A 13317-nucleotide genomic window follows, 5' to 3' on the forward strand; every position below is an offset into this window, starting at 1 on the left:
GTTCCTCAGTCGGATCCGAGCAGTCCCAGCTCGTCGGCCCGCCACAGGGCCTCGGTCCGCTTGTTGACGCCGAGCTTGCGATAGATCGAGCGGACGTGGGTCTTCACCGTGTTCACCGAGGTGAAGGTCTCCGCGGAGACCTGGGCGACCGTGCACCCGCGGGCCAGAAGTCGCAGCACCTGGGTCTCGGCGCGGGTGAGGTTCACCGTCTCCAGGGGCAGCGGGAGTTCTCGCGCCGGCTCGCGGGACGGGCCGGGGCCGCACAGATCGCGCAGCTGGGCCAGTGCGCTCGGCGAGATCCGGGACGCCGCGCCGGCGGAGTACCTCGTCCGGCAGGCGTGCAGGGCGGAGAAGCACTGCCGCGCCTCGGCCACCCGATTCATCCGCATCAGCGCGACCGATCTCACCAGGGCCAGTTCGCGCTGGTCGCGCAGTGAGATGTCATCGCGTCGGACGGCCCGGATGGCCACCCGCGCGGCGACCTCGTTGCTCCCGCTCAGCAGATGGACCCGCACGATCGGCACCAGCGTGCGCGGCGGAGGCTCCTCCTGCCCCACCAGATGGAGCACCCGCGCGCCGTCCCCCATCGCGATGAGGCAGTCCAGGTAGGCCCGCTGCAGCAGGCCTCCGGCAGCGGTGCTGTGGGCCAACTCGTGGCCGTGGGCGAAGGCCGCCGACCGCAACCTCTCATAGGCCCGGAAAGAATCGGAGAAGGCCAGGTCGACCGCGCAGCCGGCGGCCGCGACGAAGGGCCACAGCTCCACCGCCTGGCTGCCGTCCCCGGCGTCGCGGCAGGCCGCCGACGCCGCCTCGGGATCCAGGCTGTCGGCGGCCAGCAGGGCGCGGGCGAGGTACTCCCCCAGGTAGGTGAGATGGGAGGACCACAGGACCCGGTCCCGGTACCCCCCGACCCGGGCCAGCCAGGTCTCGGCGAGCTCGTAGTGGCCCTCGAAGGCCGCCAGCATCGCGGCGTTCGCGGCCGCGTTCGCCCCGGCGAAATGTCGATAGGGAGACTCCCCGCGACTCGACCAGGCCTGGTCGTAGCACCTCATCGCGGCCCCGAGCTCGCCCATCAGGGTCAAGGTGAGTCCGCGCTGCATCTCCAGCTGGCCAGGACGCAGCACCTCGTCCTGGTCCGGAAGGCGAGCCGCCCAGTCCTGGACCTCGCGGACCCGGCGCTGGACGAGTTCGCCGAGCCGGTCGGCCTCGGCCAGATCGCCGCGGATCCGGGTGCCGACGATGAGGATCGTCCCGTAGCCGATGACCTCGTCGATGTCGTGGGAGGTCGTCACCGCATTGAGGCAGTACTCGACCAGACCCGCACTGGCCATCAGGGGGCCGTGCTGATCGCCTCCCAGGTCGGCGCGCACCGCCAGGTAGTGGCCGATGATGCGGCCGTAGATGAGGAACGGGTCCGCCAGGATCTCGGCGTCGGTGGCCCTCAACAGGACGTCGTGGACGGCAACCGCCTCGTGGGGGGTCAGCCCGAACCAGGCGCGCCTGATCAGCGCCGCGATCGACTCAAGCCCTGCGGTCCCCATGGTCAGCCACGGTCCACGTCCACCGGTTCAGCACCGACCACCGGCACGCGACCGGCCTCGGGCACAGCACCACCCTCGAGCCCAGCAGCGACCACCGGGGCAGTGCTCTCGTCGGCACCCTTCCCCGACTCCTCGACCAGGGCGGCGTCCTCGTCGGGGGACGCCGGGCTGCCGGCCGGGACGGGGCCCCGACGTCCGGAGCGGAAACTGCTGGCGGCCCGGTCCAGGGCGCTGGCCAGCGCCCCGAGCTCGCTGGGGTCCAGGGTGGGCACCAGGGCGGCCAGCACCTCGCAGCGGTCCGAACCGGCCTCGTTGAGCACCTGGCCGAGCTCGCCCGCCATGAACTGGGCCTTCGACCGTGCCGGACGGTAGATCCAGGCCCGCGACTCCTGGTGGCGGGAGACCACGTTCTTCTTGGCGAGCCGGTCGAGGACCGTCATCACGGTGGTGTAGGCGATCTTGCCGTCGGCGAGGAGCACGTCGTGGACGTCGCGGACCGACATCGGCCCATCGGCGTTCCACAGCACCTCCATGATGCGGTGCTCAAGATCTCCCAGTACGGCCATGGGCCACAGTGTAGCCATCCGCCGCCCCTGATACGACAACTTGTAGTATCCTCGCGGCCAGCCAGCGGCCCCGGGAGCCGGTGCCGTACACCATTCCCCTGATGGCGAAACAGGCACCCCCGACGAGGCACGCGGCCCCGTCACCAGTACGATTCCAGTACGGCTCCGTGTGGACGTTTTACGACCTGTGGTAGTAGGTTCGGCCCCATGGACGCCCAACTGATCGCTCGATGGCAATTCGGGATCACGACGATCTACCACTTCTTCTTCGTCCCGATCACCATCGCGCTGTCGATGCTGGTCGCCGTCATGCAGACGATCTGGGTCAAGACCTCGAATGACCGCTACCTCAAACTCACGAAGTTCTACGGGAACCTGTTCCTCATCAACTTCGCACTCGGTGTCGTGACCGGCATCGTCCAGGAGTTCCAGTTCGGGATGAACTGGTCGGAGTACTCCCGCTTCGTCGGCGACATCTTCGGCGCCCCGCTGGCCCTTGAGGCGCTCATCGCCTTCTTCCTGGAGTCGACCTTCATCGGGCTGTGGATCTTCGGCTGGGACCGCCTGCCGAAGAAGGTCCACCTGGCGACCATCTACCTCACCGCCTTCGGCACCATGATCTCGGCGGTCTTCATCCTGGCCGCCAACTCCTGGATGCAGAACCCGGTCGGCGCCAGCTACAACCCGCAGACCCGCCGGGCCGAGCTCACCGACTTCGGTGCCGTCCTCACCAACCCGGTGCTCAAGGCCACCCTGCTCCACCAGCTGTCGGCCTGCTACGTCGTCGCCGGCGCGATCATCGCGGCCACCGCCTTCTGGCACCTCTCCAAGGTCGCCAACGGACGGCGCACCACCGCGATCACCGACGCCGGAGAGGTCGAGGACGCCCGCACCTGGCGCTGGGCGACGAAGTTCGGCGCCTGGGTGCTCATCGCCGCCGGAGCGGTCACCATGATCTCCGCCGACTACCAGGGCAAGGTGATGACCGACGTCCAGCCGATGAAGATGGCCTCGGCCGAGGGCGCCTACTACAAGACCAGCGACTTCTCCCTGCTGACCATCGGCAAGCTCGACGGGTCCCAGGAGATCTTCGCCATCAAGATTCCGGGGCTGCTCGGCTTCCTCGGCAACGGCAAGTGGGGCAGCACGATCGAGGGGATCAACAACCTCAAGAACGTCGACCTCAACGAGTACACCTACCGTCGCAAGGATGGCACCCAGACCTCCCTGCAGTCCAGCTACGCGGAGGTGCTGCGCGGCCACATCGCCAAGAACGGCATCAAGCTGCAGCCCAACATCCCGGTGACCTACTGGAGCTTCCGGATCATGATCACCCTCGGGATGATCGCGATGGCCGCCGGGCTGGTGATGCTGATCTGGCTGGCCCGGGATCGAAACCCGAGACACATGAGATGGCTCACCCTGGTCCTGGTGCTGGTACCGCTGTGCCCGCTGTTCGCCAACTCCTTCGGCTGGTTGTTCACCGAGATGGGTCGCCAGCCCTGGATCGTCGCCGGCGTGCTGCCCACCACCGAGGCGGTCTCCCCCGGGGTCTCCGCCGCATCGGTGTTCACCTCGGTCGCCGTCTACACGCTGATCTACGGGGCCCTGGCGGTCGTCGAGGTCGGCCTGTTCTTCAAGGCGATCCGCAAGGGTCTGCCCGATGTCACCCCGGCCACCACCGATAAGGACGAGGACGCCCCCTTGTCCTTCGCCTACTGAGGGGTGTTGTTCATGTTCCCCATTCTCGAGATCGCCCACTCCACGCTCACTCCGGTGTGGTTCATCCTCATCGCCGTGCTGTGGATCGGATTCTTCTTCCTGGAGGGATTCGACTTCGGCGTCGCCATGCTGCTGCCCTTCCTCGGCAAGGACGAGACCGACAAGCGGGTGATGGTCAACACCATCGGCCCCACCTGGGACGCCAACGAGGTCTGGCTCATCACCGCCGGCGGAGCCACCTTCGCCGCCTTCCCCGGCTGGTATGCGACCCTCTTCTCGGGCCTCTACCTCCCGCTGCTGCTGGTGGTCCTGGGCCTCATCATCCGAGGTGTCGCCTTCGAGTACCGGTCCAAGCACCCGTCCTCCAAGTGGCGCAACTCCTTCGACTGGATGGCCACCATCGGCTCCTTCCTGCCGACCGTGGTGCTCGGCGTCGGGTTCGCGAACTTCGTCCGCGGAATCACCCTGGGGCCCGTCCCCACCCTCAACGGCGACGCCCCCCTGGTGACCACCTCCTTCTGGGGTCTGTTCACCCCCTTCGCCCTCATCGGCGGGATCCTCTTCGTCGTGCTGTTCTGCGCCCACGGCGCCGGCTTCGTGGCCCTCAAGACCACCGGTCGGATGCACTACCGGGCCGGCCGCTACGCCACCCGGCTGGGCTGGGCCGCCGCGATCGTGATGGCCGTCTGGGCCGTCATGTTCAACACGATGTACGCCCCGGCCAACGGCACCGCCCACCTGATCACCTGGATCGTCTCGCTGCTGGCGGTGCTGCTCGTGGTGATCGCGACCGTCTTCTCGGGACGCCAGCGCGACGGCTTCGCCTTCCTGTTCAACGGACTGGCGATCGCCCTCATGATGGCCGCGATGTTCGTCAAGATGTGGGGCAACATCGGGTTCCGCCCGGTCGGCGTCCCCTTCGACATGTGGATCGCCTCCTCGAGCCCCTACACGCTGAAGATCATGACGATCGCCGCCGCCGTGATGGTGCCGGTCGTGCTGGCCTACCAGATCTGGTCCTACTGGGTGTTCCGCAAGCGGATCTCCCGGGAGTCCATCCCGGCCGGGGCGCACTGATGCTGCGCACCGCGGCGGCCTGATATCGCGTGGCGGGTCCCATCGATCCCCGGCTCCTGCGCCGGGCCAGGGCGACCGTGCCCTTCCTCATCGCGCTCTGCGCGACGGGGGTGGTCACGGCCGCCCTGGTGCTGTGCCAGGCGTGGCTGCTGGCGCGCTCCATCTCCTCGGTCTTCACCACCCACCGCACCGACGGGCTGGCCGGCTGGTGCCTGCTGCTGGCCGCGGTCTTCGCCGGTCGGGCGGTCACCTCCTGGGCCACCGAATGGCTCTCCCACCGGGCCGCGGCCGCGGTGAAGTCGCAGCTGCGCGGTGACCTGCTGGGCGCCCGACTGGCCCGGCCGACCGACTCCTCGGTCTCCTCGGCCACCCTCATCACCCTGGTCACCACCGGGCTGGACGCCCTGGACGGGTTCTACTCGAAGTACCTGCCGCAGCTGGTGCTGGCCTGCATCGTCCCGGTGGTGCTGGCGACCGCGATCGGCTTCCAGAGCCTCACCAGCGTCATCATCATCGCGGTGACGATCCCGCTCATCCCGGTCTTCATGGCCCTCATCGGATGGCGCACCGAGACGGCGATGACTCGCCGGCTGCAGGTCCAGACCCGGCTGGCGAACCACTTCTCCGACCTCATGTCGGGTCTGGTCACCCTGCAGGTCTTCGGGCGCGCCCGGGCCCAGCTCAAGGGGCTGCGGCGCACCGAGGGCGCCAACCGGACCGAGACGATGCGCACCCTGCGGATCAGCTTCCTGTCCTCCTTCGTCCTGGAGCTGCTGGCCACCCTGTCGGTGGCCCTGGTGGCGGTGACGATCGGCTTCCGGGTCGCCGCCGGCGGGATGGATCTGCGCACCGCCCTGTTCATCCTCATCCTCACCCCCGAGGTCTACCTGCCGGTCCGCGAGGTGGGGGCCCGCTACCACGACTCCGCCGACGGGATGGCGGCCGCCGAGGCGGCCTTCTCGGTCATCGAGAGGTCCCAGACCCCCTCGAACCTGCCGAGCGCGTCGGGTCGATCGCGTGCTGCCGGGGGATCCGGCCGGCCCATCGAGGTCCCCTCCCCGCGCGAGGCGAGGCTGGTCCTGGACGGACTGACCTACCGCTATCCCGGTGCCCCCTCCCCCGCCCTGTCCGGGCTGTCCCTGGCGGTCGCCCCGGGCGAGCTGGTCGCCCTGGCCGGCCACTCGGGAGCCGGGAAGACCACCGCCCTGGACTGCCTGCTCGGCTTCCTGGCCCCCGACGAGGGCCGGATCCTCATCGGCGACCTCGATCTCACCGGCGCCGACCCGGACACCTGGCGGGCCTGGCGACGCCGTCTTGCCTATGTGCCGCAGGTCCCCGGGCTGCTGCGCGGCACCATCGCCGACAACCTGCTGCTGGGCACCGCCGGATCCGCCGCCCTGCCCTCGCACACCGCACCTGTGAAGACTCTTCCCCCGGAGGTCCTGCGCGACTGCCTGGACCGCTGCGGCGGCCGCTCGCTGCCCCTCAACAAGGAGATCGACGACGACGCCGAGGGCCTGTCGGCCGGGGAGCGTCGCCGGGTGGCGATGGCCCGGGCCCTGCTGCGGGTCGAGCACGGCGGCGCCGGCATGATGGTCCTCGACGAGCCCACCGCCGGACTCGACGACGTCACCGAGGCCGATGTGCTGGCCACCCTGCGCAGCCTCGGCTACTCCGTGCTGGTGGTGAGCCACCGGCCCCAGGTCCTCCAGGACGCCGACCGGGTGGTCACCCTCGAGTCGGTGGTGAGCTCATGACGACGCACCCGGATCTGATCCGGCGTCCCGCCTGGCGCCTGCTGCGGCTGCTGCTGGGCGACGTGCCCGCCGGACGACGCCGACTGCTCGGCTCGATCCTGCTGTCGGCCTGCGCCTCGGGGGCCTCGGTGGCCCTGATGGGGGTGGCCGGCTGGCTGCTGTCGCGGGCCGCCGAACTGCCGCCGGTGCTCTACCTGGAGGCCGCCGCGGTCGGCGTCCGGTTCTTCGGCATCTCGCGCGGCGCGTTCCGCTACGTGGAGAGGCTGGTCGGTCACGACCTGGCGCTGCGGATGCAGAGCGCCCTGAGGATGCGGGTCTACCGGCATCTGTCGGGCACCACCCTGCTGGGACGCCGTCACGGCGATCTGCTGGTGCGCGCCACCGCCGACGTCGAGGCGGTGCTGGACCTCGTGGTGCGGGTGGTCGTCCCGGCCTGCTCGGCCAGCCTGGTGATCATCGGGACCACGGTGCTGCTGGGCCGGTTCTCGATCGGTTCGGCCGCGGTGCTGCTCGGCTCGGCCCTGATCGCCGGGGTGCTGATGCCCTGGCTCACCCAGCGAGTCTCGCTGCGCGCCGACCGGGAGATCACCCCGCTGCGCGGCGAACTGGCCGACCGGACCCGCGAACTGGCCCACCTGGCCCCCGATCTGGTCGCCCTGGGGGCCGACCGGGACGCCCTGGACCGGACCCTGGAGGTCGACTCCAGGCTGCGCGACGCCGAGCGCCGGGCCGCCCGGGCGCGCGGCCTGGCCAGCGCCGGACAGGTCCTGGCGGCCGGGGTCGCGGTGATCGGGGCCCTGCTGATCGGCGGCCAGGCGGTGGCCGACGGGGAGCTGGGAGGCCGCATCCTGGCCGTCCTGGTGCTCACCCCGCTGGCCCTCCACGAGGTCTTCGCGAACTTCACCGCCGCCGCCCAGGCGCACACCCGCGCCACCGAGTCCCTGGACCGGATCGTCGAGGTGCTGGACACCCCGCCGGTCGGCACCGGCGACTCCACGAAGGCACGGGTGGACGGCGAGCACGTGCGCGCCGGGGAGCTTCCCGGCCTGCACGTCGGCGGCCTGACGATCGGCTGGCCCGGTCACCCGCCGGTCCTGGCGGGCCTGGACCTGGACATCGAGGCCGGCGAGAGGGTCGCGGTGGTGGGCCCCTCCGGGATCGGCAAGACCACCCTGGCCGCCACCGTGATGGGTCTCATCCCGCCACTGGCGGGGACCGTGACGACCACCGGGAGGGTGCGCTACCTGGCCCAGGACGCCCACGTCTTCGCCACCACGATCGCCGAGAACGTCCGGATCGGCGACCGGGACGCCACCGACCGGGAGGTCGCCGAGGCGCTGGCCCACGCCGGTCTGGCAATGGACCCCGACCGGATCGTCGGGGAGGACGGCGCCACCCTGTCGGGGGGCGAGGCCCAGCGGCTGGCCCTGGCCCGGGTGCTGGTGATCCACCGGGACGCCGCCGAGCCCGGGATCGCCCCGCCGCTGCTCATCCTCGACGAGCCCACCGAGCATCTGGACAGCGAGACCTCGGCGGCCCTGATCGACGACCTGTGGGCCGGCAGCCAGGATGCTGCGATGCTCGTCATCACCCACGACACCTCGGTGATGGACCGCTGCGACCGGGTCTGGAAGATCGACTGACGGGTTCGGCCTACCGGGCACGCACTGAACACGCCTGGCTGCTCACCAGACAAAGCCTGAACTCGCCCGGCCCAACACGCTCGCACGCACACCCTCGACCTGAGCACGCATGAGGGGGGCGCCGCCCCGGCCTGGACCGGAACGGCGCCCCCCTCGAGCACCAGGATCATTCGCGGCGAGCCGCGGTGAGACTCAGATGTCGTCGACGACGATGACGTACAGCTTGCGCGGTCCGTGCACCCCGTCCACCCGGGACAGCTCGATGTCGCTGGTCGCCGAGCCTCCCGAGATCCAGGTCAACGGGTGACCCTCCTTGACCGCGGGCTTGACGATCTGGGTCGCCTCGGGCACATCGGAGACCACCTGGGAGGCCCGCACCACGCACACGTGGCGGTCGGGCACCAGGGTGATCGCACGGCGTCCCTGATCGGCGATGTGGGTCAGCACGATGGTGCCGGTGTCCGCGATACCGCAGGCGGCGGCGGTCACCACCGCCTCGGTGTCGTTGAGCACCTCCTTGCTCAGCGCCGGCTCGTCCACCCGGGCCTCCAGACCGGCCGCCCGCATCGCGTAGATCCAGTCGGCGTCCAGCCCGGCCGGGACCACCGCGCTCATCCGCGCGCCGGTGGCCCGCAGACCCTCGACGACGGCCTGCGGCACGTCCGGCGGAGCCACCCGCACGACGGTGGCGGAGTAGTCGATGACCTTCTGGACGAAGGTGCTCACGACGTCGTCCATCTCGATCCCGCGGCCGTACTCCCACTGGATGGGGGAGTCGGTCTCGGGATCCTTGTCGGTGATGTCAGCGGTCGCCCGGCGGATCCTGGCCAGGATCTCGGTGCGTGCCGCGGTGTCCCTCGCGCTCATCGTGGTCTGCTGGGCACTCATCACTTGCCCTCCTGTCGGTTCTTCTTCCACCAGCTGCGGAAGGTGTCTGCCGGCGGCGCCTGAACGTCGCGGTACTTCAACCAGCGCTCGGCCACCGGGACCGGGATCGGTCCGAGAGGCTTGCCCTTGAGGACCTTGCCGGCGCCGCGGGTGGCCACCTGGACCGCCTCGAAGTGCTTGGCGTCGCCGAAGATCCATCCTGCGGTCTTCATGAGGTTGCGCTCGACGGTGCCCTCGGCATCGGCGCCGAAGCGGTCGGCCTTCTCGGCCTGGGCCACCTTGTGGCGCAGGTGAAGGATGATGTCGGTGAAGGGGATCTTCACCGGGCACACCTCGTTGCAGGCCCCGCACAGCGAGCACGCGTAGGGCATCGCCCGGTCGACCGGGTCCTCGACGCCGCGCAGCTGCGGGGTGAGGGAGATGCCGATCGGGCCGGGGTAGACCGAGCCGTAGGCGTGACCGCCGGCCCGCTCGTAGACCGGGCAGGTGTTGATGCAGGAGGCGCAGCGGATGCACCGCAGCACCTCGCGTCCCACCTGGTCGGCGAGCACGTCGGTGCGGCCGTTGTCCATGAAGATGACGTGCTGCTCCTGGGGGCCGTCGCCGTCGGTGACGCCGCTCCACACCGAGTTGTACGGGTTCATCCGCTCGCCGGTGGCCGAGCGCGGCAGCAGCTTGAGGAAGACCTCGAGGTCGTCGAAGGAGGGCAGGATCTTCTCGATGCCCACCATCGACACCAGGGTGTCGGGCAGGGTGAGGCACATCCGGCCGTTGCCCTCGGACTCGACGATCACCAGGGATCCGGTGTCGGCGAGCACGAAGTTGCCGCCGGAGACCGCCATCTTGGCCCGCAGGAACTTCTCGCGCAGGTGGAGGCGGGCCGCATTGGCCAGCTCCGGCGGGTTCTCCGAGACATCCTCGGGGGCCGGACGCCCGTAGTTCTTCATCTCCCGCAGGAAGATCTCGCGGACCTCGGCGCGGTTGCGGTGGATGGCCGGGACCACGATGTGGGAGGGCCGGTCGTGTCCGAGCTGCACGATGAGCTCGGCCAGGTCGGTCTCCCAGGCTGCGATCCCCTGCTCCTCCAGGTACTCGTTGAGGTCGGTCTCCTGGGTGGTGATCGACTTGATCTTGACGACCTCGTCGACCCCCTTGGCCTGGGCGATCTCGGCGACGATCTGGTTGGCCTCCTGGCCGTCACGGGCCCAGTGGACGTGGACGCCGTGAGCGGTGAGGCTCTTCTCGGCCTCCTCCAGGTAGTAGTCGAGATGCCGCGAGACCCGGTTCTTGATCTCGGTCGCGGCCTCCCGCAGCTCCTCCCAGTCGGGCGACTCGGAGACGCGCAGAGCCCGCTTGTTGCGGATCGTGGTGGTGGCGTTGCGCATATTCTTGCGCTGGACGTTGAGCTCCAGCTCATGCTTGACGGCCTTCTGGAACTTGGGCATTCCCAGGAAGGTGCCGCCGTGGTCGGGGGCCGGTGTCAGCCGCGCGACGCCGTGATTACCGTCGGTGATGCGACGCAGTTCGGTACCCATGCCGTCAGTCCTCCTCGGTGTTGGCCAGGATCTCGGCCAGGTGGATGGCCTTGACCCCGGAGTTCTGGCGGGACAGCACCCCGCCGATGTTCATCAGACAGGAGTTGTCGCCGGCGACCACGTACTCGGCGTCCGTCTCACGGATGTGACGGACCTTGTCCGAGGCCATCGCGGCACTCATGTCGGAGTTCTTGACGCAGAAGGTGCCGCCGAATCCGCAGCACTGCTCCTCCATCGGCAGCGGCACGATGGTCATGCCCTTGACGTGGCTGAGCAGTCGGGCCGGCTTGTCGCCGAGCTTGAGGAAGCGGCGCCCGTGACAGGACGGGTGGTAGGTGACGCGGTGCGGGAAGTAGGCGCCGACGTCCTCCACACCCAGGATGTCGATGAGGAACTCCGGGAGGTCGTAGAGCTTCTGGCTCACCTCGTCGACCTCGCGGATCAGCCCGGCGTCGCCGAGCTTGCGGGCCAGCATGGGGTGCTGCTCGCGGACCGCACCGGTGCAGGAGCCGGACGGGGCGACCACGTAGTCGTAGCCCGAGAAGGCCTTGACGTACTGCTTGACCGCCGGCATCGACTCCTCGAAGTAGCCGCTGTTGGTGGTCATCTGGCCGCAGCAGGTCTGCGCCCTGGGGAACTCCACCGAGCAGCCGAGCCGCTCGAGGATCTTGACGACCGCCTGACCGGTCTGGGGGAACATCACGTCGTTGATGCAGGTGATGAACAGGCCGACGGTCATACCGTCGCCGGGCTTGGCCAGGGATGCTGTGCTGCTCGCGGCAGCTGTTGTTGTAGTCATTGACGGGGCCTCCGAGCTAGTACCGGTATCAGGGGAGAATCCAGGAGAGCACCGGCGTGGACATCAGTCCGGCCAGGATGCACATGAGAACGATCAGGAAGATCGAGTACTTGAAGACCTTGCGCAGGATGACCGACTCGGAGCCGACCAGGCCGATCGCGCTGGCCGCGACGGCCAGCGACTGCGGAGAGATCATCTTGCCGACCACGCCGCCGGCAGCTCCGGTACCCACCAACAGGTGCGTCATGCCATCGACTCCCAGGTACGAGCCCTGGCCGATCGACTGACCGACGGTGTACTGCAGGTTGGAGAAGAGGATGTTGGCCGAGGTGTCCGAACCGGTCACGTAGGTGCCGATCCAGCCGAGCAGCGGTGCGAGGAAGGGGTAGATCGCCCCGGCGCCGGCGATGAACAGGCCCAGGGCCAGGGTCTGGCCGGAGTCGCCCATGACATAGGCCAGTGCCACCACCATGCCGATGGTCAGCATGGTGAACTTCATCTTCTTGACGTTGACCCACAGCTCCTTGAAAATGTCGGCGAGCTTCATCCGGTAGATGAGGCCGACCAGGATCGCCACGATGGCGAGCAGGAACCCGGGCTGGGAGAGCCACGGCCAGGTGTACGCGGCGTGACCGGCGGCCTTGCCGGAGGCGGACTGCAGACCGGACAGGCCGGGCCACGCCATCTTGACGTCGGCGCTGGCCAAGGCCTTCTTGATAGAGGGCACGGCGGCAATTGCGAAGATCACGATGACCAGGATGTAGGGCACCAGAGCCATGAAGATGCGCTTGCCGGTGAGGTCGGAGGTGTCGACCTTCTCGGCCTTGACCGGGTCGGTCTCCAGGGTGGTGTCCATCGGGATGCCGATCCGCTGGGCGGCGTCATGGCCGCCGACGGGCTTCCAGAACTTGAGGAAGAGAATGCCCAGGCCGACGGTGATGACCGCCGCGAAGACCTCGGTGAGGTTGAACATCGGGGTGGAGGCGACGATCCACTTGGTGGCGCCGAACACGACACCGCAGAACAGACCGAACGGCCAGACCTCCTTGACGCCCTTCTTACCGTCCATGATGGACAGCATCAGGAAGGGCACCACCAGGCAGAGGATGGCGCAGATCCGCGCGCTCACCGGAGCGACAGCAGAAACCGGAAGACCCGGCACCGGCCCGGCGGTCGCCGCGGCCTGAATCACCGGAAGTCCGACCGCTCCGAAGGCCACCGGGACGGTGTTGGCCACCAGGGCGGTGATGGCGGCGCGCAGCTTGCCGAAACCGATGCCGATGAGCATCGCGGCCGCGATGGCCACCGGGGCGCCGAAGCCGGCCAGGGCCTCCAGCAGACCGCCGAAGCAGAAGGCGATGAGGATGCCGAGCACCCGGGGGTCGTCGCTGATGAGGAAGAAGGTCTTGCGCAGATCGTCGAATCGGCCCGAGACCACTGTGAGCTGGTACATCCAGATCGCGGCGATCAGGATCCACACGATCGGGAAGAGGCCGTAGAGGAAACCCTCCGCGCTGGTCGACAGCGCCATCAGGAAGGGCATCTTGAAGGCGACCACCGCGATGACCAGGGCCACCGCCCAGGAGAAGATGCCGGCCCAGTGGGCCTTCCACCTCAGGGCGCCCAGAGTGATGAGCATCGCGAGCACGGGGACGAAGGCCACCAGCGCCGAGAGCCACCGCTGCCCCAAGGGGTTGGTGTCTGGTCTGAATACCTCAAGAAGAACCATGGAAACTCCGTTGTTCCGCCAAGTTGGCTGAGTTATTTAAGTCAGGGAAACGGACCGTTT

At 68.9% G+C, this 13317-nt stretch carries 10 protein-coding genes; 4 read left to right on the forward strand and 6 right to left on the reverse strand.

The window, feature by feature from the left end; genetic code table 11:
• Nucleotides 1-5 precede the first annotated feature (5 nt).
• Together FEZ32_RS03315 and FEZ32_RS03320 are read right to left on the reverse strand one after the other, a co-directional pair.
• Complete coding sequence (locus tag FEZ32_RS03315; protein ID WP_138679912.1) at nucleotides 6-1541, reverse strand: helix-turn-helix transcriptional regulator; 1536 nt, start codon at nucleotides 1539-1541, stop codon at nucleotides 6-8.
• A gap of 2 nt (nucleotides 1542-1543) precedes the next feature.
• Nucleotides 1544-2107: a BlaI/MecI/CopY family transcriptional regulator gene (locus FEZ32_RS03320; RefSeq protein WP_138679913.1), complete on the reverse strand. Its 564-nt coding sequence runs from the start codon at nucleotides 2105-2107 to the stop codon at nucleotides 1544-1546.
• 207 nt (nucleotides 2108-2314) lie between these two features.
• On the opposite strand from FEZ32_RS03320, the gene FEZ32_RS03325 reads away from it, so the two are divergent.
• The 4 genes from FEZ32_RS03325 to cydC all read left to right on the forward strand — a co-directional run bounded on the left by FEZ32_RS03325 (nucleotide 2315) and on the right by cydC (nucleotide 8306).
• A complete protein-coding gene (locus tag FEZ32_RS03325; RefSeq protein WP_028703582.1) occupies nucleotides 2315-3829 on the forward strand; it encodes a cytochrome ubiquinol oxidase subunit I in 1515 nt (504 codons plus the stop codon).
• Nucleotides 3830-3841: 12 nt separating this feature from the next.
• Nucleotides 3842-4906 carry a cytochrome d ubiquinol oxidase subunit II gene (gene cydB, locus FEZ32_RS03330; protein WP_138679914.1) on the forward strand — a complete coding sequence of 355 codons (1065 nt, stop codon included), beginning with the start codon at nucleotides 3842-3844 and terminating at the stop codon, nucleotides 4904-4906.
• An 89-nt stretch (nucleotides 4907-4995) separates the two neighbouring features.
• Nucleotides 4996-6663 carry a thiol reductant ABC exporter subunit CydD gene (gene cydD / locus FEZ32_RS03335; RefSeq protein ID WP_036982068.1) on the forward strand — a complete coding sequence of 556 codons (1668 nt, stop codon included), beginning with the start codon at nucleotides 4996-4998 and terminating at the stop codon, nucleotides 6661-6663.
• Nucleotides 6660-8306 (forward strand): thiol reductant ABC exporter subunit CydC, encoded by a 1647-nt coding sequence (gene cydC / locus FEZ32_RS03340; RefSeq protein ID WP_138679915.1) that lies wholly within the window; start codon nucleotides 6660-6662, stop codon nucleotides 8304-8306. Before cydD ends, cydC begins: the two co-directional genes overlap by 4 nt.
• A gap of 192 nt (nucleotides 8307-8498) precedes the next feature.
• On the opposite strand, the gene FEZ32_RS03345 is transcribed toward cydC, so the two are convergent.
• From FEZ32_RS03345 to FEZ32_RS03360, 4 genes are read right to left on the reverse strand one after another with little or no spacing between them, the layout of a single operon-like run.
• On the reverse strand, nucleotides 8499-9194 hold the full coding sequence (locus tag FEZ32_RS03345) for a LutC/YkgG family protein (RefSeq protein ID WP_097799497.1): 696 nt from the start codon (nucleotides 9192-9194) through the stop codon (nucleotides 8499-8501).
• Complete coding sequence (locus FEZ32_RS03350) at nucleotides 9194-10729, reverse strand: LutB/LldF family L-lactate oxidation iron-sulfur protein (protein WP_097799498.1); 1536 nt, start codon at nucleotides 10727-10729, stop codon at nucleotides 9194-9196. Before FEZ32_RS03350 ends, FEZ32_RS03345 begins: the two co-directional genes overlap by 1 nt.
• A 4-nt stretch (nucleotides 10730-10733) precedes the next feature.
• Nucleotides 10734-11528, reverse strand: coding sequence for a (Fe-S)-binding protein (locus FEZ32_RS03355; RefSeq protein ID WP_028703576.1), 795 nt, complete (start codon nucleotides 11526-11528; stop codon nucleotides 10734-10736).
• Between the two features lie 28 nt (nucleotides 11529-11556).
• Nucleotides 11557-13257: an L-lactate permease gene (locus FEZ32_RS03360; RefSeq protein WP_138679916.1), complete on the reverse strand. Its 1701-nt coding sequence runs from the start codon at nucleotides 13255-13257 to the stop codon at nucleotides 11557-11559.
• Nucleotides 13258-13317: the final 60 nt, after the last annotated feature.

It is taken from the genome of Acidipropionibacterium jensenii (assembly GCF_005890135.1).
Lineage (GTDB): Bacteria > Actinomycetota > Actinomycetes > Propionibacteriales > Propionibacteriaceae > Acidipropionibacterium > Acidipropionibacterium jensenii.